The sequence below is a fragment of the Variovorax soli genome (assembly GCF_031454625.1).
GTDB lineage: Bacteria > Pseudomonadota > Gammaproteobacteria > Burkholderiales > Burkholderiaceae_C > Variovorax > Variovorax soli_A.
On sequence record NZ_JAVDRF010000008.1, the window covers coordinates 100,157 to 121,073 of the forward strand.

Consider the following 20,917-nt stretch of genomic DNA (forward strand, 5'->3'; position numbering starts at 1 on the left):
GTTGGCGGACGGACGAAAAAAATTGTCGCGCCTCAATCCTCGGTCAACGCGCGATGAAGGCGCGAAGCCACCGCCAGGAGATTCCGCTCCTGGCGGACATGGCCGATCAACTGCATGCCGATCGGCAGGCCCTGCGGCCCCTGCAAGCCGGGCACGTTGACGCAGGGCACGCCGAGCAGCGTCCAGAGGCGATTGAAGACCGGATCCCCGGTGGCGCCGAGGCCGGCCGGCGCCTCGCCGGGCGCGGCAGGCACCAGCAGGGCATCGACGTCGCGCATCAGCGGCGGCAGCAGGCGGCGGGCGGCCGCGGCCTGGTCGAGCGCCTGTTGGTAGGTGTGATCGGCGCAGGCGCGGCCCATCTCCAGCAGCGCAACGAGTGCGGCGCTGAGGCGCTCGCGGTGGTCGCGCCACTCGGGCGCCAACGATTGCGCGGCTTCCCGGGCCATGACGGTCTTCTGCGCTTCGACCAGGCCGGCCATCTCGGCGGGCCAGTCGATGTCGCGCAGCCGGATGCCGGCGGCGCCGGCTTTCTTCAGCGCCTCTTCGAAGGCGGCGCTCCCGCCGGCATCGGCGGCCGGCCACTCGTGGGTGCGGCAGACGCCGAGCCGCAAGGCACGTGCATCGGGCGGCTGCAGCGGCGCGAAGGCCGCCTGTTCCATCGCGCACCGCATCAGCTCCAGGTCGTCCGCGCTGCGGGCGAACCAGCCGACCGTGTCGAGCGATGGCGAGAAGGGCTTGACGCCCGCGAGGCTCACCGAGCCGAAGCTCGGCTTGATCGCGAACACGCCGCAGAAGGAGGCAGGCCTGATCAGCGATCCCGCCGTCTGCGTGCCGAAGGCGATCGGCACCATGCCGTCGGCCACCGCGGCGGCCGAGCCGCTGGAAGAGCCGCCGGGCGTGTGGTCGGGGTTGCAAGGGTTCGCCGTGGGGCCAGGCGTGAAGTAGGCGAACTCGGTGGTCACGGTCTTGCCGATCACGACCGCGCCTGCCGCCCGCGCGCGCGCCACGCAGGCAGCGTCGGCAGCGGGACGGAAGCCCTGGTAGATCGGCGAGCCGTAGCGGGTGGGCAGGCCGGCGGTCGCGATCAGATCCTTCACGCCGATCGGCACGCCGCCCAGCAGGCCCGGCCGGCCGCGCGCATCCAGGTCGCGGGCCGCGCGCATCGCGCCCTCGGCGTCGATGCATTCCCAGGCATGGATCACGGGCTCGCGCTCCGCGATGTGCTCGAGCGCGCGGCGGACTGCCACTTCGGCCGTCAGCGTTCCGTCGGCCATGGCCCGGCGCATGGCCAGGGCTGTCATCAGGGCGCCGGACACGGTGCTGTGCCTCCAGCGCCCAGCGCTTGCGCCGACGGCGCGAACATCGCCTCCATCTCGCTGCGCAGCTGGTACGCGTCGGTGGTGGTGTCCATCGCGACATCGGCCCAGCAAAGGCTCTGCCCCTTCCTGACCGGCCGTACCAGCTTCACGTGGTGCGCGAGGCCGAGCGGCAAGCCGCCGAGGCGCATCGAGCGCTCCGCCGGCAGCAGCTTGCCCCACACCGTGTAGCCGCCTTCGCCATCGAGCGTCTCGCCCGCCCCGAGGTCGCGCTTGGCGGTGGCGACCACATCGGCGTTCCAGCAGGTCGCCACGCCGGTGGGCTCGCCGCGCAGCGCCACGCACGCGACCGAGACGCCGACCTCCAGGCCGATCAGGTGCCATCGCTTGTAGAGCGTGAAGTAGCGCCCGGTGGGATCGGTGTGCGCGTTGTATTCCTCGAAGCAGTGCTTGATGTAGTCGGTCTCGGCCTCGACCGTGACCCACACGCCCATGCGGATGTCGTAGGGGATGCGGCGACCGTCGGGCTCCAGCGAGGACACCACCTCCACCATGCCCTTGCGTTCGAGCACGCCGCCTTCGCTCTTCGGGCGCGTCACGAAGGGGATGTCCTCCACGCTGGCCGGCGGGTAGCGCAGCCCGTCAGAGGGCACGCCGAGGCCGGTGGCATTGGCCACCGCCGCGCTCTCGATCGATGGCTTGGAACCGTCGAGGAAGCTGTTGAACATCTTGGGGTTGAGGCCGCCGCGCTTCGCCTGTTCGGGCGTGAGGCCGTAGTGGCCCCACACCGTCTCCGGCGTCGATTCGCTGAAATGCGGCAGCCACTTGTGGCCGCGCCCGGCCGCCACCACCGGAAAGCCGCAGGTGCGTGCCCAGTCGACCAGGTCGCAGATCAGCGCCGGCTGGTCCCCGAAGGCGAGCGAGTACAGCACGCCGGCCTGTTGCGCGCGGCGCGCCAGCAACGGGCCGCAGAAGGCGTCGGCCTCCACCGTGACATTGACCACGTGCTTGCCGTGCGCGAACGCATCGAGGCAGTGCTCGACTGCGGCGACCGGGTTGCCGGTGCACTCGACCACGATGTCGATGGAAGGCGCGCGCGTCACCGCCTGCCAGTCCTCGGTGATCCAGGTCGTGCCCTCGCGCAGCGCTTCCTGCAACGAACGGGCGGCGGCGCGCGCCGGCTGCCAGCCCACGCGTCCGAGGTTCGCGCGCGCCGCATCGGGCGAGAGATCGGCGATCGCCACCAGCTGCACGCCGGGCGTGCGCGGTATCTGCGCCAGGTACATGGCGCCGAACTTGCCGGCGCCGATCAGGCCGATGCGCACCGGCTTGTTCTCGGCGGCGCGCTGCTGGAGTCGTTGATGCAGGCTCATGGTTCGGGTCGCCTCCGTGTGATCAGCGCATGCTCAATGCCGGGAGCAGACGCTGACGACCACCTTGCAGGGCTCGGTCGGAAGATGGGTTTCGCACTGGCCTGCAGCGGCCTTGCCCGCGGCGTTGGCCGTGGGCGCGACGGCCGTGCCCCACTCGCCGTAGTTGCCGGTCGCGAGCGCACCGCAGGCGCGGTCGAAATAGGCACGAACGACACAGGCGCCGGCACGGCCCGCCGCCCGATCGCATTGGGCGCGAGCGGCCAGCTCGGCGGCGGCGCGGGAAGGTTGATCGAAGGCGTAGCCATACCATCCCTGGAGCGATGCGATCGCGCCCCAGCTCGGGCCCGGGCCGGGTTCGGCATGGGCCGGACCGATGGCGATGTACGTCAGCATGCCGTAGAGCAGCAGCGCGAGCGCGGCAGGCATGCGGCCAGGACGGGATCGAAAGCGCATCCCGCGAGGATCGCACATCTACGCGGGCAGTATGCCGCCCGCGCTGAGGTGCAGCACCCGGTCGGCCCGCGCAGCGGCGGCCTCCGAATGCGTGACCAGCACCAGCGAGGCGCGGTGCTCGCGCGTCTGCGCGAACAGCACCTCCATCACCTTCGCCGCGGTGCCCGGATCGAGGTTGCCGGTGGGCTCGTCGGCCAGCAGCAGCGCAGGCCGGTGCACCAGCGCGCGGGCGATCGCCACGCGCTGGAGCTGGCCGCCGCTCAGTTGCTGGGGCAGGCGTTCGCCCAGGCCCGCCAGACCGACCGCCTCGAGCATGTGCGCCACCCGCGCCGCGTCCGCCTGCTTCAGCAGCATCAGCGGCAGGGCGACGTTCTGCGCCACGTCCAGGTGGGGCAGCACATGAAAGGCCTGGAACACGAAGCCAACCTGCCGGCGGCGCCAGAGCGCGCGCGCCTCGCCGTCGAGCGCGCCGATGTCGACGTCGTCGTGCACGACGGTCCCGGCATCCCAGCTGTCCAGCCCGGCCATGCAGTTGAGCAGCGTGGACTTGCCCACGCCGGACTCGCCCACGATGGCCACGAACTCGCCCGGCGCGACCGCGAGCGAAACCTGTTCGAACACGGTGCTGTCGCCGTAGCGCTTGGCCAGGCTTTCGACCTTGAGCGTCATTCGATCTCAACCACCGCGGCCGCGATGCGCGCGATCGCATCGGGCGCCTCGGCCGGCACCACGCGCCGGGCCGGCATGCTGCGCAGCCAGGTGATCTGCCGCTTGGCCAGCTGACGCGTGGCCGCGATGCCGCGCTCGCGCAGCTCGGCCAGGGGCCAGGCGCCATCCAGCGCCTCCCAGGCCTGGCGGTAGCCGACGCTGCGCATCGAGGGCAGGTCGGCCACCAGGTCGCCGCGCGCGCGCAGGGCTTGCACCTCGTCGAGGAAGCCGGCCGCCAGCATCGCGTCGAAACGCTCGGCGATGCGCTGGTGCAGCCAGGCGCGATCGGTCGGCTCGAGCGAGAAGAGCGCCAGCGGCGGCAGGCCGCCCGCGCGTTGCGTGGCATGGAAGCTGGAGAGGGCGCGACCGCTCGTGCGCCAGACCTCCAGCGCGCGCTGGATGCGCTGGCTGTCGTTCGGCGCGAGCCGCGCGGCGGTGGGCGCATCGACTTGCGCCAGCTGCGCATGCATCGCGGGCCAGCCGAGCGCGGCGGCCTCGACTTCGAGCTGGCTGCGCACCCCGGGGTTGGCCGCGGGCATCGCGTCGATGCCGTCCGCCAGCGCCTTGAAGTACAGCATGGTGCCGCCCACCAGCAGCGGCAGGCGGCCTCTTGCACGGATCTCGGCGATCAGGCGCGTGGCGTCCGCCACGAAGGCCGCCGCGCTGTAGGGCTCGCGCGGATCGCGGATGTCGATCAGGTGATGCGGCGCCGCGGCACGCTCGGCGGCCGTAGGCTTGGCGGTGCCGATGTCCATGCCGCGGTAGACCAGCGCCGAGTCGACGCTGACGATCTCTACCGGTCGTGCGCGGGCGATGGCGAGCGCGGCCGCGGTCTTGCCGGAGGCGGTGGGCCCGGCGAGGGCCACGTAGCCGGTGTCAGTGGCCATGAGAAGCGCCGCGGCGGTGCACCCTCGCCCGCGCGACCGGCGCAGAGAGTGCGCGCCCTGTGCGAGAGGCGGGGGAGACGGCGCGTGCTGCAGTGGGCGACATGCGCCCGAGCGTAGCAAATGCGATCCGCCGCAGCGGCGCAGCGGGATCAGATCTTGTGCGGCGGCGCCGAGACGGCTTCGTGCGGGCCCGCGGCCATCCCCGGCTGCGCGGGATGCGTGGTGTGCGTGGTGTGCGTGGCGGGCGCTTCGTCCTGCGCTGCCAGCACGGTCGGCGGCTTCATGCGAAACAGCTGGGCCAGTGCGGCGCGGTACTGCGCCTCGCCGATCGAGCCGGTGCTGTGGTGCGAGCCGCCCTCGACCAGCACGAACTGCTTGGGCACGGTGGCGGCTTCATAAAGCTTGCGCCCGAGCGTCGGGTTGATCAGGCTGTCGGCGCTGCCATGCACCACGAGCAGCGGGGCACCGATGTTCTTGACCTTGGAGATCGCCTCGAAGCGCTGCGTGATCAAGGGACCAAAGGGCAGCCAGCCCCACTTGAAGCTGCTGACGACGTCGGCGATCGAGGTGAAGGTGCTCTCGACGATGGTGCCGCTCTCGTCGTTCACCTGCGAGGCCAGGTCGATGCCGATCGCGCCGCCCAGCGAGTGGCCGAAGATGTAGCGGTGCTGGTTCGGGTGCCGCGCCGCCAGCCAGATCCAGGCGGCGCGCGCGTCCTCGCGTGCGGAGTCCTCGGAGGGCAGGGCCTTGCTGCTCTTGCCGAAGCCACGGTAGTCGATGGCCAGCACCGAGAAGCCCAGCTCGTGCATGCGCCGCATGCGCGGCGCCGAGCCGGCGACGTTGAACTTGGCCCCGTGCAGGTAGAGCAGCACCGGGGTGTCGGCCGACTCCGGCTCGCCGCCGAGCCAGAGCCCGTGCAGCCGGGCCGGCTGGCCCGTGACCTTGGAGTCGAAGTCGATCCAGACATGCTCCATGCCTTCGCTCATGGCCTCGGAGTTGCCCCAGCTGCGGTCGCTGGGCTGGAAGATCCACTCGCGCTGCTGTTCGTCGAGGGTGGAACAGCCTCCGGCCAGCAGGGCGACCAGGGCGGTGGCGGAGGCGAAGAGGGACCAGGACTTCATCGGAAGGCTGAATGACAGGCGATTGAGAGGAAAGTTCAACTCAAGACACCATGCAACGGCCGTGCCCGGGCACCCGATGACGGGTGAAAACCCTTGGTGACGTGGCCAACTAGCGACAAATGTGCGGAAGTTGGCGACAAACGGACTCAGCGGCCGCGCAGGAACAGGCTGTCGAGTTCGCGAATGGAGAGCTGGCGCCAGGTCGGCCGGCCATGGTTGCATTGGTCCGAGCGCTCGGTGGCTTCCATCTGGCGCAGCAGGGCGTTCATTTCGTCGATTGTCAGCCGGCGGTTGGCGCGCACCGCGCCGTGGCAAGCCATGGTCGAGAGCAGCTCGTTCCGGGCGCGCTGCACGACCGTGCTGGCGTCATGCTGCGCCAGTTCGGCCAGCACGCTGCGCGCGAGCTCGACCGGGTCGCCATCGGCCAGGGTGCCGGGGACCGCGCGCACCGCCAGCGTACGGGGCGAGAAGGGCGTGATCTCGAGGCCCAGCGAGGGCAGGACCGCGGCGCACGCTTCGGCGGTGGCGACTTCCTGGGGCGTGGCGGCGAAGGTGGCCGGGATCAGCAGCGGCTGGCTGGCGATGGCGGCGCCGTCGAGCTGGGTCTTGAGGCGCTCATAGACGATGCGTTCGTGTGCCGCGTGCATGTCCACGATCACCAGGCCCTGGCTGTTCTCGGCCAGGACGTAGATGCCCTGCAGCTGGGCCAGGGCTCGGCCGAGGGGCCATGCCTGTTCGTTGTCGTCGGCTGCGCCGGGGCCGGCGGTAAGCGCCTGGGTGGAGGCGATGGCCGGGGCCAGGGCTTGGGCGGCGGGTGCGTCGAAGGCGGGGAAGGGAGCCGCGATCGGTTCGCGCGGTGCCGAGGGCCACATCGCGGCCGCATCGCCCAGGCCGCGCTCGGCCGCGAAATGCATGGCGGGCTGGGTCCATGCCGGCACGGCCGGCGCGCTGGTGCGCGGCTTGAAGAAAGGCTCGGCCGGCACAGAGGCCGCGTCGCCGGCGCGCGGCACCGCCAGCGCGTTCTCGATCGCATGGCGCACCGCCTGGTGCACCTCGCGACCATCGCGGAAGCGCACTTCGATCTTGGTCGGATGCACGTTGACGTCGACCCGCGCCGGATCGATCTCGAGGTACAGCGCATAGACCGGCTGGCGCTGGCCATGCAGCACGTCTTCGTAGGCGCTGCGCACCGCGTGGGCGAGGACCTTGTCGCGCACGAAGCGGCCGTTGACGTAGAAGAACTGCTGGTCGGCACGCGAGCGGGCGGCGTCGGGAATGCCCGCGCGGCCCGTCACGCGCACCGGCCCGGCGGCATGCGCGATCGCCACGCTCTGCGCGACGAACGGATCGCCGAGCGCATCGGCCAGGCGCGAGTCGCGCGCGGCGGCTGCGCGCCACTGCTCGACCAGCTTGCCTTCATGCCAGACCGCGAAGCCGACATCGGGACGGGCCAACGCATGGCGGCGCACGGCCTCGATGCAGTGGGCCAGTTCGGTGGCGTCGGTCTTCAGGAACTTGCGGCGCGCCGGCGTGGCGAAGAAGAGCTCGCGCACCTCCACCGTGGTGCCGGTGGCGCGCGCGACCGGGCGCAGCTCGCCGGTGCGGCCATCGAGCGCAAAGGCGGCGTCGGCGCCGGCTGCGCGCGACAGCAGGCTGAGCTCGGCGATGGCGTTGATGGCGGCCAGCGCTTCGCCCCGGAAGCCCATGGTGCCGACGGTCTCGAGTTCGCCGAGGCTCGCGATCTTGCTGGTCGCGTGGCGGCGCAGCGCCAGCGGCAGCTCGTCGCGCGGCAGGCCCTGGCCATCGTCCTCGACAGAGATCAGGCGCACGCCGCCGGCTGCGAGGCGCACCGTGATCTGGTGCGCGCCGGCGTCGAGGGCGTTGTCGAGCAGTTCGCGCACCACCGAGGCCGGCCGCTCGACCACCTCGCCGGCAGCGATCTGGCTGATCAGTTCGTCTGGAAGTTCGCGGATGGGGCGGCGCGTGGCCGAAGGGAGGGCGGAGGGGAGGGCGCTCACCCGGCCATTCTAGAAGGGCTTCCCGGGCGGCCGCACGGCCGCCCGGATAATGCGCGCCCATGGAAATCATCAGCTTCTTGGTCGACTTCATCCTTCACGTCGACAAACACCTGGAGAGCTTCGTCATCGCCTACGGGCCCTGGGTGTACGCGCTTCTGTTCCTCATCGTCTTCGTCGAGACCGGCCTGGTGGTCATGCCCTTCCTGCCGGGCGATTCGTTGCTCTTCATCGTCGGTGCGCTGTCCGGCGCGGGGCTGATGAGCGTCGGCATCGCGGTCCCGATCCTGATCGCCGCAGCCATCCTGGGCGACCAGTGCAACTACAGCATCGGGCGCTACTTCGGTCCCAAGGTCTTCCAATGGGAGAGCTCGCGCTTCTTCAACCGCAAGGCCTTCGACCAGGCGCACGCGTTCTACGAGCGCTACGGCGGTATCACGATCGTGCTCGCGCGCTTCATGCCCTTCATCCGCACCTTCGCGCCTTTCGTGGCCGGCGTGGCCGACATGACGCGCGGCAAATTCAGCCTCTACAACATCGCCGGCGGGCTGCTGTGGGTGCTGGGCCTGTGCACGGCCGGCTACCTGTTCGGCAACCTGGCCTTCGTGAAGGAGCACCTGGACAAGATCATCTGGGCACTGATCATCGTGCCGGGCCTGATCGCGATCTTCAGCGCGTGGCGCGCGGGGCGCACGCCTTCCTCGGCGCGCTGATCGCGGGCGGCTTTCCAACAAAAAAAGGCGTGCCGATCGGCACGCCTTTCCGCATGCATGCGGGAATCGCAGGGTCAGTAGGTCGGCCCGTTATAGGGGTAGTAGCCGCTGCTGCGATCGCGGTAGTAATTGCGCTCGTCCGCGCGGCGACCCACCTGGTTGCCGATCACGCCGCCGATGGCAGCACCGCCCACGGTACTGGCGGTGTTGCCGCCGATGGCGTTGCCGAGCACCGCGCCGCCCACTGCGCCGCCGGCCGTGCCCCATTGCTCATTGGGTCCTGCCGCGCAGCCCGCCAGCGCCATGACGGCGGTGGCTGCACCGGCCGTGATCCAGAGACGTGTGTTCATGATGTCCACCTTTCGATGAGTGATGAACTCATTCTGGGGAGCTGCGGTCCGGCGGTTGTAGGAGCCTGCCGCACCCCGCTGCCCGAGAGTGCGCGCTGAATTCGTGCAACAAGAAGCAACCTCGAGGTCGTCCATGCAACGGGCGCGTCAGCGTTGCGAGGCGGTCACCGCGATGCCGCGAATCTGCCCAGCGACGCGCGAGGGCGCGGGCCGCGGAAAGGCCTTCGCATCGAAGCGGTGCAGCAACTCGGCCTCGCGCACGCGCGCCAGCGCGACGTTCGCCTGCTTGACGTGGCCGAAGCCGCGCATTTGCAGCGGCAGCAGCGCGATCTCGGTCGCGATCTTCAGGCGCTCGGCGTCGAGCGAAGGCAGCAGCGACTCGATGCGCCGCCGATAGTCTTCGATCAGCGCGCGCTCCATGCGCCGCTCCGCGGTGTAGCCGAAGGGATCGAGCGCGGTGCCGCGCAGACGGCGGCCGCGGGCCAGCAGCTTCAGCACCGGCATCAGCCAGCTGCCCAGGCGCAGCTTGCGTGGCGGGCGGCCCTGGCGCGCGCGGCTCAGGAAGGGCGGCGCCATGTAGAACTCCAGCTGCAGATCGCCTTCGAACTGCTGCTGCAGCGAGCGCGCGAACTCGCCGTCGGTGTACAGGCGCGCCACTTCGTACTCGTCCTTGTAGGCCATGAGCTTGAGCAGGCCCTGCGCCACGGCGCGCGTGAAAGGCAGCGTGGAATCCGCGTGCAGCGCGGCTTCGCACTGCTGCACCGCGGCAATGCTGTCGGCATAGCGCCTGGCGTAGTCGGCGTTCTGGTAGGCGGCCAGGTGGACCATGGCGCTTTCGATCAGCGTCTCCAGCGGCTCGGGCCGCGCAGGCTCGGCCGACTGGCTGCGCAGCAGCGCGGCCGCGGCTTGCGAATCGCCCGCGGCCAGGCGGCCCAGCGAGAAAGCGAGCTTGTTGTTGTCCACCGCCACGCCGTTGAGCTCGATGGCGCGCAGCAGCGCCTCCAGGCTCACCGGCACCAGGCCGCTCTGCCAGGCGTAGCCGAGCGCGAGGATGTTCGAGGCGATCGAATCGCCGAGGAAGGCCTCGGCCAGCGCTTGCGCGTCGAGCGTCTCGACGCGCTCGGCGCCGGCGGCGAAGCGCAGCTTGTCGAGCAGCAGCGGCACCTTGAGGCTGGCGTCGGGGTTGTGCAGGCTCTCGGCCACGGGCGTCTCGTGCGTGTTGGCGAGGATGCGAGTGCGCCCATGGCGCACCGTGGCGAGCGCGTCCGCGGACGCGCCCACGACCAGGTCGCAGGCCAGCAGCGCATCGGCTTGCTGCGTGTCGATGCGAACCTGGTTCAGGCGCCAGTGGATGTCGGCCAGGCGCACGAAGCTGAGCACCGAGCCGCCCTTCTGCGCAAAGCCCATGAAGTCGAGCACGCTGGCGCTCTTGCCCTCGAGATGCGCCGCCATCGCCACCAGCGCGCCCACGGTCACCACGCCGGTGCCGCCGACACCGGTCACCAGCAGGTCGTAGGGGCCGGTCCAGGCATGGGGCGCAGGTCGCGGCAGCGCGTTGACGCGCGCCATGAAGGCGTCCGCCCCGGCGGCCAGCGCGCCCGTCTTCTTGCGCGGCCCGCCGCCCAGCACGCCGACGAAGCTGGGGCAGAAGCCCTGGACGCACGAGTAGTCCTTGTTGCAGCTGCTCTGGTCGATCTTGCGCTTGCGACCCAGCGGTGTTTCCAGCGGCAGCACCGCGATGCAGTTGCTTTGCACCGAGCAATCGCCGCAGCCCTCGCAAACGCGGTCGTTGATGTAGACCCGGCGCGCCGGATCGACCAGTTCGCCTTTCTTGCGGCGGCGGCGCTTCTCGGCGGCGCAGGTCTGCTCGTAGATCAGCACGGTGACGCCGGCGATCTCGCGCAGGCGCCGCTGCACCGCATCGAGCTCGGCGCGGTCGTGGAACTCGGTGCCGGCGGGGAAGCGCTGGCGGATGCCTCGGTACTTTCCGATGTCGTCCGACACCACCACCACCTGCTTGACGCCTTCGGCCTCCACCTGGCGTGCGATGCCGTCGACGCTGATGATCCCGTCCACCGGCTGGCCGCCGGTCATCGCCACCGCGTCGTTGAAGAGGATCTTGTAGGTGAGCGTGGCCCGCGCCGCCACCGCCTGGCGGATCGCGAGATAGCCCGAGTGGTAATAGGTGCCGTCGCCGAGGTTCTGGAACACGTGCGGCACGCGCGTGAACATGGCGTGCGAGACCCAGTCCACGCCTTCGCCGCCCATCTGGATCAGCCCTTCGGTCTCCCGGTCCATCCAGCTGGCCATGAAGTGGCAGCCGATGCCGGCCTGTGCACGCGAGCCCTCGGGCACGCGCGTGCTGGTGTTGTGCGGGCATCCGGCGCAGAAGTAGGGCAGGCGCTTGACGCTGTCGCTGGCATTGGACAGCAGCTCCGGCGGCGTGAAGTCGCGCACTAGGTGGCGCCGGTCGAGGTCGGGGAAATGCGCGGCCAGCCAGTCGGCGACGACCTGGATCAGCCGCGAGGGCCGAAGCTCGCCGACCGCGCTCACCAGCGGCCTGCCTTGCGCATCCTGCTTGCCGACGATCGCCGGGCGTTCGTCGGCGTTGTAGAACATGGCCCGCAGCTGGTCCTCCACCACCGGGCCCTTTTCCTCGATCACCAGCACTTCCTTCAGGCCTTGCATGAAGCAGCCCATGCGCGTCGGCTCGACGGGATAGGTGAGTCCCAGCTTGTAGATGCGCAGGCCGTGGACGGCCAGCGCCTCGGTGGTCACGTCCAGCCTGCGCAGCACTTCCATCAGGTCGTAGTGCGCCTTGCCGGCGGTGACGATGCCCACCGTTGCAACGGCGCTCTCGACGATCAGGCGATCGATGCTGTTGACCCGAGCGAAGGCGCGCACCGCGTCGAGCTTGGCGTGCAGGCGTTGCTCGATCTTCAGCGAGGGCAGGTCGGGCCAGCGGTAGTGCAGGCCGTCGGGCGGCGGCGCATAGCCGGTGATGCGGCGCACCGTGTCGCCGTCCTGCCAGGTCGCGGCGCGGGCATTCACCAGGTCGAGGTCGACCGTCGTCGCGCTCTCCACGATCTCCGACAGCGCGGTGAAGCCCACCCAGTTGCCGGAGAAGCGCGACAGCGCCCAGCCGTAAAGGCCGAACTCCAGGTACTCGGCGACACAGCTCGGCGAGACCACCGGCGCATGCCAGGACTGGAAGGCCTGGTCGCTCTGGTGCGGCATCGAGGAGGACACGCAGCCATGGTCGTCGCCGGCCACCATCAGCACGCCGCCGTGGGACGAGGCGCCGTAGGCGTTGCCGTGCTTGAGGGCATCGCCCGCGCGGTCCACGCCCGGGCCCTTGCCGTACCACATCGCGAACACGCCGGCGCAGGTGCGCTCGGGATCGGCCTCGACCCGCTGGGTGCCGAGCACCGCGGTGGCGCCGAGCTCTTCGTTGATCGCGGGCAGGAAGCGGATGCCGCTCTCGTCGAGCTTCTTGCCGGTCTTCCACAGCGCAAGGTCGACCATGCCCAGCGGCGAACCCCGGTAGCCGCTGATGAAGCCGCGCGTGTCCAGGCCGGCGGCCGCATCGCGCTGGCGCTGCATCAGCATCAACCGCACCAGCGCCTGCGTGCCGGTGAGGAAGATGGACCCGCCGCTGGCCCAGAGACTGTCGCTCAGGCGGTAGTCCGGGCGGACGAGGGGCGCGGGGGCTGTGGTGTCGGCCATGGCGTTGGATATCTCGCGAGACTAGCGCCGGATGATGGAGAAGGATGCAGGACGTCGCCGCGCACCGCGCAGCGCGCGATGGCCGAGGGCGCCGGCAATGGATCGAGCCACGCTGTCGAACGGCCTACAGCTCGCGGCTGCGTGCGAGCGGCGGGTTCTGCGCGAAGTACCGGTGGATGCCGCGCATCAACGCATCGGCCAGGTCTTCCTGGTAGGCCACGCTGCGCAGCTTGGCCTCTTCTTCCGGGTTGCTGATGAAGGCGGTCTCCACCAGCACGCTGGGAATGTCGGGCGCCTTGAGCACCGCGAAGCCGGCCTGCTCCACCTGCGGCTTGTGCAGCCGGGCGCCGATGCTCCGGATCTCGCCCAGCATCGCGCCGCCGAGCTTGAGGCTGTCGTTGATCTGCGCGGTGGTGCTCATGTCGAGCAGGGCGCGCTGCACCTGGGCCTCATGCGAACCGACGTTCACGCCGCCCACCTTGTCGGCCTGGTTCTCCTTGTTGGCGAGCCAGCGCGCGGCGCTGCTGGAGGCACCGGTCTGGCTGAGCGCGAACACGCTGGCGCCGCGGGCCTCTGGCGTGGTGAAGGCGTCGGCATGGATGCTCACGAACAGGTCGGCCTGCACCCGGCGCGCCTTCTGCACGCGGGTGCCCAGCGGGACGAAGAAGTCGGCGTCGCGCGTGAGGAACGCGCGCATCGGGTTGCCGCTGACGCTGCTGGCGTTGATGCGGTCGCGCAGCCGGTGCGCCACCTGCAGCACGATGTCCTTCTCGCGCGTGCCGTTGGGGCCGATGGCGCCCGGGTCTTCGCCGCCGTGGCCGGGATCGAGCGCGACGATGATGATGCGGTCGGTGCGGCTCGCGGTGGCGGTGCCGCCGTTGCCGTTGCTGCTGCCGCGTGCCGCCGCCGACGGGGGCATGGCGGGCATGGCCGGCGCCGTGCCCACGAGCGGCGGCAACTGCGCGGGCGCGACGAGCGCGGGGGCGGGCGCCGGCGTACCCGTGCCGGGGGAGGGCGCCGGACGCATCGATTGCTGCGCCATCAGGTCGCCCAGCGGGTCCACGCCCGGGGGCGCCGGACGCAGCGGCGCGGGCGTGTCGCCGGACGCGCCTGCGTTGCGCGGCGCGATCCCGGCGACGGTGCTGTCGCGGCCCTGCGCCTTGGGCGCGTCGCGCAGGCGCTCGGCGATCAGCGCTTCCATGGGATCGATGGCTTGCTGCGGATAGAGGTCCAGCACCAGCCGGTGCCGGTAGGCCGCCACCGGCGCGAGCGAGAAGACCTGCGGCGCCACCGTCTGCTTGAGGTCGAACACGATGCGCACCACGCTCGGCGCGAACTGGCCGACCCGCAGGCCGTTGATGTACGGGTCCTCGGGCCTGATCTTGCCGACCAGCTCGCGCAGCGCCGGATTGAGGTCGATGCCCTCGATGTCGACCGCCAGGCGCGGCGGGTTGCCGACCACGAGTTGCTGGGAGTTCAGGCGGCCATCGGATTCGATGGTGACGCGTGTGTAGTCGTTGGCAGGCCACACGCGCACCGCGACGATGGTGGCGCCGCGCGCGATCTCGTGCGCGCCGAGCAGCAGGGCGAGGCTGCCGCCCTGCAGCAGCAGCGCGCGTCGGTTCATGCCTTCGAGCTTCATGCAATCGCCTCGAGCAAGCGCTTGCCCAGCGCGGTGTTCGCCTGCAGGGTCACGGTGCGGGTATCGTCGGTCATTGCTTCTATTTTAATAGCAAGGTCGGCAATTGGAATGCGCCCTGCAGCGTTGTCTGGCCACTCCGCGAGCTTGAGGCCCGGGCCCGCGAAGATGTCGCGGAAGCCGGCATCGTCCCATTCGTGGGGGTCGCTGAAGCGATAGAAGTCGAAGTGGAAGATGGCGAGCCCGCCGGGCGCCTCATGGGGCTCGACCACCGCATAAGTGGGGCTCTTGATGCGCGAGCCGATTCCCAGCGCCCGCAACAGGTGGCGAACGAAGGTGGTCTTTCCGGCGCCGAGGTCTCCATGCAATGCGATGAACGCATCGCCCAGCGCTTGCGATGACGCGAGTCTGCGCGCCAGCGCATCGCAGTCGTCCTCGCTCGACCAGCGCTGCACAAGGCTTCGCGTTTCTACAATCGGCAGGTGATCGGCAGCCATCAACTCGTGAGTCGGATTCGGGCGTGGGCCCGGGAGCTCGGATTCTCCCAAATCGGGATCGCGGGTGTCGATCTGTCGAGTGCGGAAGAAGGCCTCGCGCAATGGCTGGCGCAGGGTTGCCATGGGGAGATGCACTACATGGCCTCGCACGGCACGCGCCGCGCGCGGCCGGCCGAGCTGGTGCCGGGCACCGTGTCGGTGATCACCGCGCGGATGGATTACCTGCCGCGCGACACGCCCGGCGATTGGCAGGCCATCGAGTTCGACCGGCTGCGGCGACCGGGCGAGGCCATCGTCTCGCTCTATGCCCGGGGCCGCGACTACCACAAGGTGATGCGCGCGCGCCTGCAGAAGCTGGCCGATCGCATCGGCGAGGAAGTCGGCCCCTTCGGCCATCGGGTCTTCACCGATTCGGCGCCGGTGCTCGAGGCCGAGCTCGCCTCGCGCAGCGGCCAGGGCTGGCGCGGCAAGCACACGCTGGTGCTGGACCGCGAGGCCGGCTCGATGTTCTTCCTGGGGGAGATCTACGTCGACATGCCCCTGCCGGCCAGCGCGCCGGCCAGCGCGCATTGCGGCAGCTGCGGTGCCTGCATCGAGGTCTGCCCGACGCGCGCCATCGTCGCACCCCACCGGCTCGATGCGCGGCGCTGTATTTCCTACCTGACCATCGAACATGCCGGGCCGATCCCGCGCGAGCTGCGGCCGCTGATCGGCAATCGCATCTACGGCTGCGACGACTGCCAGCTGATCTGCCCCTGGAACAAGTTCGCGAAGAAGAGCGCGCTGCCCGATTTCGACGCGCGCGACGGGCTGACCGGCCGCCAGCTCCGCGAGCTCTTCGCATGGAACGAGGCGGAGTTCCTGCGCTTCACCGAAGGCAGCCCGATCCGCCGCATCGGGCACGAGCGCTGGCTGCGCAATATCGCGGTGGCGCTGGGCAACGCACTGCGCGCCGGGCAGGTGGAGGCGCGCGCCGCCTTGGCCACGCGGCGCGAGCATTCCAGCGCGCTGGTGCGCGAGCACGTCGAATGGGCGCTCGGCGAGGGGGCGTAGCGCTCAGCGCCGCAGGATCGCCGACACCTGCGCCGTGCCGTTGTCGAGCGAACGCATCGAGCTCAGCCGCAGCGAGGCGTACTTGAGGGCGGGGTTGTTGATCAGCCTGCCGGCGAAGTGGCCGTTGAAGCGGGCGTCCTTGCAGCCGCTCATGTCGAGCTCGAGCGAGGCATTGGCTGTCGAGACGAAGTCGGTGCTGGAGCCGCTCAGGGTGCAGGCGGCGTCGGGCAAGCGGCCGCGCACGCTGCCGTCGTCGGCGATCTGCAGGCTGCCGTCGTGAACCGCGGGCGGGCCCTGCGCGCCGGTGTCCTGCTGCGTCACGTAAAGCAGGAACGATCCCTGCCAGTCGCCCTGGTAGCGGGTGTACACCTGCGCCTGCACCACCGGCGCAAGCGATGCCGCGGCGAGGACCAGCAGGAAGCGCATCGGCGAGATGGTAGCCGCACGCGTCTGCGTGCACGCCTACCGGGACAGCGAAAGTGCAAAGGGAAGGCTCGCAACGCGCAGCAGGGTGGACAGCGTCACCAAGGCCCGCGACGTAGGCGCCGTTGCGGCGTCTTTCCATGGGTTATCCACGAAGTGGGGCGCGAGCGAAGCCGTTAGCATCCCTCCTTTCGATTTTTCGTTCTCCAGGAGCCTTCTTCATGCAACGTCGTCAATGGAATGCACTCGCCGGCGCCGCCGCGCTGGCGCTGATCGCCGGCCCCGCCTGGGCGCAGGGCTATCCCAACAAGCCCATCGAGCTGCAGGTGCCCTTCGCCCCCGGCGGCACCACCGACATCGTGGCCCGCGTGATCGCCGAGCCGCTGAGCAAGCAGCTGGGCCAGAGCGTCGTGGTGATCAACAAGGCCGGCGGCGGCGGCATCGTGGGCGCGGCCGAGACCGCACGCGCGACGCCCGACGGCTACAGGCTCGGCGTGGCGACGGTGTCGAGCACGGCGGCCAACCCGGCCATCAACCCGAAGGTGCCCTACGACCCGATCAACGACTTCACGCCGATCATCAACATCGCGGCCACGCCGAACATCATCGCGGTGCATCCGGGCTTCCCGGCCAAGAACTATGCCGAGTTCGTGGCCGAGATCAAGAAGCACCCGGGCAAGTACTCCTACGCTTCTTCGGGCACCGGCGGCATCGGCCACCTGCTGATGGAGCTCTACAAGAGCCTGACCAACACCTTCGTGACCCACATCCCCTACCGCGGCGCCGGCCCGGCACTGAACGACACGGTGGCGGGGCAGGTGCCGATCATCTTCGACAACATTCCCTCGGCGCTGCCCTTCATCAAGGCCGGCAAGCTGGTGCCGATCGTGGTCGCGGCGCCGCAGCGGCTGAAGGACCTGCCGAACGTGCCGACCTTCAAGGAAGTGGGGCTGGAGCCAGTGAACCGCATGGCCTACTACGGCATCCTCGGACCCAAGGGCCTGCCGAAGGAGGTGGTCGACAAGATCAATGCGGGTGTGAAGAAATCGGTCGAGGACCCGGCGGTTCGCAAGCGCATCGAGGACACCGGTTCGCTGATCGTGGCCAACTCGCCCGAGCAGTTCGCCGAGCAGATCAAGGCCGAGTACGCGATCTACAAGCAGGTGGTGGTGAAGCAGAAGCTCACGCTGGACTGATCGGTCCCTGGTGACATCCGAAGCCGCCCGCCACGGGCGGCTTTTTCTTTGCTATCTTGCGGTCCCATGACCGCGGCCCTCGATACACACCTCGACGCGCCCCTCGCCCCGCTGGGCATCGACGACTTCATCGATGCGCTCTGGCTCGAGGATGGCCTGTCGAAGAACACGCTGGCGGCCTACCGGCGCGATCTCGCGCTGTTCGCGCAGTGGCTCCATGCCCAGGACGGCGGGCGGGCGCTGGACGCCGCGCGCGAAAGCGACCTGCAGGCCTACATGGGCGCGCGGCTGACGGCCCGGGGCAAGGCGACCTCGGCCAATCGCCGGCTCACGGTGTTCAAGCGCTATTTCCGATGGGCCCTGCGCGAGCGGCGCATCGGCGCCGATCCCAGCCTGCGCCTGGTGCCCGCCAGGCAGGCGCCGCGCGCCATCAAGATGCTTTCGGAGAAGCAGGTGGAAGACCTGCTTTCCGCGCCGGACATCGACACGCCGCTGGGCTTGCGCGACCGCGCGATGCTCGAGCTGATGTACGCCAGCGGGCTGCGCGTGAGCGAACTGGTGGCGCTCAGGGTGTTCGAGCTGAGCCTCAACGACGGCGTGCTGCGCGTGCTCGGCAAGGGCAGCAAGGAAAGGCTCGTGCCTTTCGGCGGCGAGGCCCGCCGCTGGATCGAACGCTACCTGCGCGAGTCGCGGCCCGCCATTCTCGACGGCCAGCAGACGGCCGACCTCTTCGTCACCGCACGCGGCGCGGGAATGACGCGCGTGATGTTCTGGATCATCGTCAAGAAGCACGCGCAGGCGGCGGACATCCATGTGCCCCTCTCGCCGCATACGCTGCGCCACGCCTTCGCCACGCACCTGCTCAACCACGGCGCCGACCTGCGGGCGGTGCAACTGCTGCTTGGCCATGCGGACATCTCGACCACCACCATCTACACGCACGTCGCGCGCGAGCGCCTGAAACAATTGCACGCCAAGCACCATCCGCGCGGATGACGCATGCATGCACGAATGAAGCCGACAAGGAAAGAAGTGATGACACGGAAGCTTCCCCCTCGCGTCCGCAGCTGGCTGGTGGGCGTGGCCTGCAGCCTCGCCGTCGCGGCCGCGCATGCGCAGGCCGTGCCCAAGACCATCCGCATGATCGTCGCGTATCCGAACGGTGGCATCAGCGACGTGCTGGCGCGCGCGCTGGCCGAGAAACTGAGCGCGCAGCTGGGCAGCGCGGTGGTGGTCGAGAACAAGGCGGGCGCCAGCGGCACCATCGGCATGGACGCGGTCGCCAAGGCCGCACCCGACGGCGCGACGCTCGGCTTCGCGGCCATCAGTCCGCTGGTGCTGAACCCGCACCTCGGCAAGTCGCCCTTCGACCCCCTGAAGGACATCGCGCCGGTGGCGAGGGTCATGTACTCGCCGGTGCTGCTGCTGGCCACGGAGGCCACGGGCACGCGCGATTTCCGTACGCTGATGGACGACGCGCGGGCCCGCCCGGGCGCGGTGCGCTGGGCCACCTCGGGTCAGGCCTCGCTCGGCCACATCGTGCTCGAGCAGTTGCGCAGCGCGGCGCACGTGGACATCACTCATGTGCCCTACCGGGGTGGGGCGCAGCAGATGAACGATGCGCTGGGCGGCCAGTTCGAGATCCTGTCGATCAACGCCGGGCCGACGGTGGCGCCGCATATACGCTCGGGCAAGCTGCGCCCGCTCGCGGTGGGCGCGCCGCAGCGCTTGCAAAGCCTGCCGAAGGTGCCGACGCTGGCCGAGCTGGGCTTTCCTGCCGCCAACCTGAGTTCCGTGTTCGGCGTGTTCGCCCCCGCCCGCACGTCCTCCATCCTGATCGCCAAGTACAACGCCGAGATCAACAAGGCGCTGGAGAGCCCCGATCTGCGCGCCCGCATGACAGCCACCGATAACGTGCCCGCCGGCGGCAGCGCGGAGGCCTTTGCCGACGAGATCGCCGAGGAGTACGAGAGCAACGCGCGCATCGTGAAGGCGGCGGGCATCAAGTCCGACTGAAGCGCGGCCGCTTCGCCGAATGTCCGATTTCCGCCGCTTCGCTAGTCTTCGCGCAGCGCCTCGAGTTCCTCGTTCGTGAAGCCGGCTTGTGCCCGCGCCTCCAGGTTGAACGGCGCGCGCAGGCGCGGCGCTTCGTGGCGGCGGTAGAGCACGCGGTAGTGCGCGATCGGGTCCAGCCCCTCGCGCTCGCACAGCCAGCGGTACCAGCGGTTGCCGATGCCCACATGGCCGATCTCGTCGCGCAGGATGATGTCCAGGATCTCACAGGCCTTGGTCGCATCCGGCGTGTTCACGCGGCGCAGCTTGGCCTGGATCAAGGGGGTCGCATCCAGTCCGCGTGCCTCCAGCGTGCGCGGCACCAGTGCCATGCGCGCCAGCACGTCGTGCCGGGTCTTCTCGCACATGGTCCAGAGGCCGTCGTGGCCGCTGAAGTCGCCGTAGCGCCAGCCCATGCCGCGCAGGTGCTCGTGCAGCAGGGTGAAATGCAAGGCCTCCTCGCCGGCCACGCGCAGCCAGTCGCGGTAATAGGCCTCGGGCATGCCGTCGAAGCGCCAGGCGGCGTCGAGGGCGAGATTGATGGCGTTGAATTCGATGTGGCAGATCGAATGGACCAGCGCCGCCCGGCCCTCGGGCGTGAAGGGCGATCGCTTCTCCACCGCGGTGGCGGCCACGCGCAGCGGGCGTTCCGGGCGGCCGGGCACGCCGGCCTCGTCGCCGTCGGTGCGCACCGGCGCGGCGGGCGCCGGATGGGCCCGCATCCGCGCCGCGGCGGCGTGGGTCGCCGCCACCTTCTGCTCGGGGTCGGTGAGGCGCAGCGCGGCCAGGGCATCGAGGCGGGGGTGCTGCATCCCTACAATTCTAGTTTTGCACCCCAGGAGACTCGAGATGGCCCTCTACGAACTCGACGGCGTGGCGCCGCAACTCGGGCCGGGCGCCTATGTCGCCGACAGTGCGCAGGCCATCGGCCGCGTCGTCATGGGGGACAACGCGAGCCTCTGGTTCGGCGTGGTGGCGCGCGGCGACAGCGACACACTGACCATCGGGCGCAACAGCAACATCCAGGATCTGTCGATGCTGCATGCCGACGCCGGCGTGCCGCTCACCATCGGCGAGAACGTGACGGTGGGCCACCACGTCGTGCTGCACGGCTGTACGGTGGGCGACAACTCGCTCATCGGCATCGGCGCGGTGGTCTTGAATAACGCGAGGATCGGCCGCAATTGCATCGTCGGCGCCGGCAGCGTCGTCACCGAGGGCAAGGAGTTTCCCGACAACTCGCTGATCATCGGCGCGCCCGCCAAGGTGGTGCGCACACTCGACGATGCCGCTGCCGATCGGCTTCGGAAGAACGCCGATCACTATGTGGAAAACGCCCGCCGCTTCGCGAAGGGCCTGAAGAAGATCGGATGAGAAGCCGATCGGGAAGACTGC

At 70.0% G+C, this 20,917-nt stretch carries 19 protein-coding genes; 6 read left to right on the forward strand and 13 right to left on the reverse strand.

Annotated elements, in window-relative coordinates:
* Nucleotides 1-32: 32 nt before the first annotated feature.
* The 7 genes from J2739_RS18450 to mutL all read right to left on the reverse strand — a co-directional run bounded on the left by J2739_RS18450 (nt 33) and on the right by mutL (nt 7,876).
* The gene (locus tag J2739_RS18450) at nt 33-1,301 is read right to left on the reverse strand and encodes an amidase (protein WP_405053910.1); all 1,269 of its coding nucleotides are present in this window, start codon (nt 1,299-1,301) and stop codon (nt 33-35) included.
* On the reverse strand, nt 1,301-2,689 hold the full coding sequence (locus tag J2739_RS18455; protein WP_309904230.1) for an NAD(P)H-dependent oxidoreductase: 1,389 nt from the start codon (nt 2,687-2,689) through the stop codon (nt 1,301-1,303). The genes J2739_RS18450 and J2739_RS18455 overlap by 1 nt, the downstream gene beginning before the upstream one ends.
* Nucleotides 2,690-2,722: 33 nt before the next feature.
* Nucleotides 2,723-3,115 (reverse strand): DUF4189 domain-containing protein, encoded by a 393-nt coding sequence (locus tag J2739_RS18460; RefSeq protein WP_309904232.1) that lies wholly within the window; start codon nt 3,113-3,115, stop codon nt 2,723-2,725.
* A 45-nt stretch (nt 3,116-3,160) separates the two neighbouring features.
* Nucleotides 3,161-3,811, reverse strand: coding sequence for an ABC transporter ATP-binding protein (locus tag J2739_RS18465; RefSeq protein WP_309904234.1), 651 nt, complete (start codon nt 3,809-3,811; stop codon nt 3,161-3,163).
* Entirely contained in the window at nt 3,808-4,737 is a 930-nt protein-coding gene (gene miaA, locus J2739_RS18470; RefSeq protein ID WP_309904236.1) for a tRNA (adenosine(37)-N6)-dimethylallyltransferase MiaA, read from the reverse strand. Before miaA ends, J2739_RS18465 begins: the two co-directional genes overlap by 4 nt.
* A gap of 149 nt (nt 4,738-4,886) precedes the next feature.
* Entirely contained in the window at nt 4,887-5,858 is a 972-nt protein-coding gene (locus tag J2739_RS18475; protein WP_309904238.1) for an alpha/beta hydrolase, read from the reverse strand.
* A gap of 146 nt (nt 5,859-6,004) precedes the next feature.
* On the reverse strand, nt 6,005-7,876 hold the full coding sequence (mutL, locus tag J2739_RS18480) for a DNA mismatch repair endonuclease MutL (RefSeq protein ID WP_309904240.1): 1,872 nt from the start codon (nt 7,874-7,876) through the stop codon (nt 6,005-6,007).
* 59 nt (nt 7,877-7,935) lie between these two features.
* Here mutL and J2739_RS18485 point away from each other — a divergent pair, with 59 nt between their 5' ends.
* Nucleotides 7,936-8,586, forward strand: a complete 651-nt coding sequence (locus J2739_RS18485) for a DedA family protein (protein ID WP_309904242.1) — start codon at nt 7,936-7,938, stop codon at nt 8,584-8,586.
* A 74-nt stretch (nt 8,587-8,660) separates the two neighbouring features.
* Here the strand turns inward: J2739_RS18485 and J2739_RS18490 are convergent, their stop codons facing one another.
* From J2739_RS18490 to tsaE, 4 genes are all read right to left on the reverse strand, one after another.
* A complete protein-coding gene (locus tag J2739_RS18490; protein WP_309904243.1) occupies nt 8,661-8,936 on the reverse strand; it encodes a glycine zipper domain-containing protein in 276 nt (91 codons plus the stop codon).
* A 147-nt stretch (nt 8,937-9,083) separates the two neighbouring features.
* Nucleotides 9,084-12,662, reverse strand: coding sequence for an indolepyruvate ferredoxin oxidoreductase family protein (locus tag J2739_RS18495; protein WP_309904245.1), 3,579 nt, complete (start codon nt 12,660-12,662; stop codon nt 9,084-9,086).
* A gap of 124 nt (nt 12,663-12,786) precedes the next feature.
* Nucleotides 12,787-14,304 (reverse strand): N-acetylmuramoyl-L-alanine amidase, encoded by a 1,518-nt coding sequence (locus tag J2739_RS18500; protein WP_309904246.1) that lies wholly within the window; start codon nt 14,302-14,304, stop codon nt 12,787-12,789.
* On the reverse strand, nt 14,301-14,798 hold the full coding sequence (tsaE, locus tag J2739_RS18505) for a tRNA (adenosine(37)-N6)-threonylcarbamoyltransferase complex ATPase subunit type 1 TsaE (protein ID WP_309904248.1): 498 nt from the start codon (nt 14,796-14,798) through the stop codon (nt 14,301-14,303). Before tsaE ends, J2739_RS18500 begins: the two co-directional genes overlap by 4 nt.
* Between tsaE and queG the strand changes: the two genes are divergently transcribed.
* Nucleotides 14,784-15,851 carry a tRNA epoxyqueuosine(34) reductase QueG gene (queG, locus tag J2739_RS18510; RefSeq protein WP_309904250.1) on the forward strand — a complete coding sequence of 356 codons (1,068 nt, stop codon included), beginning with the start codon at nt 14,784-14,786 and terminating at the stop codon, nt 15,849-15,851. The genes tsaE and queG overlap by 15 nt on opposite strands.
* 3 nt (nt 15,852-15,854) lie before the next feature.
* On the opposite strand, the gene J2739_RS18515 is transcribed toward queG, so the two are convergent.
* Nucleotides 15,855-16,277 carry a hypothetical protein gene (locus J2739_RS18515; RefSeq protein WP_309904252.1) on the reverse strand — a complete coding sequence of 141 codons (423 nt, stop codon included), beginning with the start codon at nt 16,275-16,277 and terminating at the stop codon, nt 15,855-15,857.
* Between the two features lie 218 nt (nt 16,278-16,495).
* Here J2739_RS18515 and J2739_RS18520 point away from each other — a divergent pair, with 218 nt between their 5' ends.
* The 3 genes from J2739_RS18520 to J2739_RS18530 all read left to right on the forward strand — a co-directional run bounded on the left by J2739_RS18520 (nt 16,496) and on the right by J2739_RS18530 (nt 19,486).
* Nucleotides 16,496-17,470: a tripartite tricarboxylate transporter substrate binding protein BugE gene (locus J2739_RS18520; protein WP_309904254.1), complete on the forward strand. Its 975-nt coding sequence runs from the start codon at nt 16,496-16,498 to the stop codon at nt 17,468-17,470.
* A gap of 66 nt (nt 17,471-17,536) precedes the next feature.
* A complete protein-coding gene (gene xerD / locus J2739_RS18525; RefSeq protein WP_309904256.1) occupies nt 17,537-18,466 on the forward strand; it encodes a site-specific tyrosine recombinase XerD in 930 nt (309 codons plus the stop codon).
* A gap of 39 nt (nt 18,467-18,505) precedes the next feature.
* The gene (locus J2739_RS18530) at nt 18,506-19,486 is read left to right on the forward strand and encodes a Bug family tripartite tricarboxylate transporter substrate binding protein (RefSeq protein WP_309904258.1); all 981 of its coding nucleotides are present in this window, start codon (nt 18,506-18,508) and stop codon (nt 19,484-19,486) included.
* 41 nt (nt 19,487-19,527) lie between these two features.
* Here J2739_RS18530 and J2739_RS18535 read toward each other — a convergent pair whose 3' ends face one another.
* Nucleotides 19,528-20,334, reverse strand: a complete 807-nt coding sequence (locus tag J2739_RS18535; RefSeq protein WP_309904260.1) for a ferritin-like domain-containing protein — start codon at nt 20,332-20,334, stop codon at nt 19,528-19,530.
* Nucleotides 20,335-20,371: 37 nt separating this feature from the next.
* Between J2739_RS18535 and J2739_RS18540 the strand changes: the two genes are divergently transcribed.
* Nucleotides 20,372-20,896, forward strand: coding sequence for a gamma carbonic anhydrase family protein (locus tag J2739_RS18540; protein WP_309904262.1), 525 nt, complete (start codon nt 20,372-20,374; stop codon nt 20,894-20,896).
* The last annotated feature ends 21 nt before the right edge of the window (nt 20,897-20,917 follow it).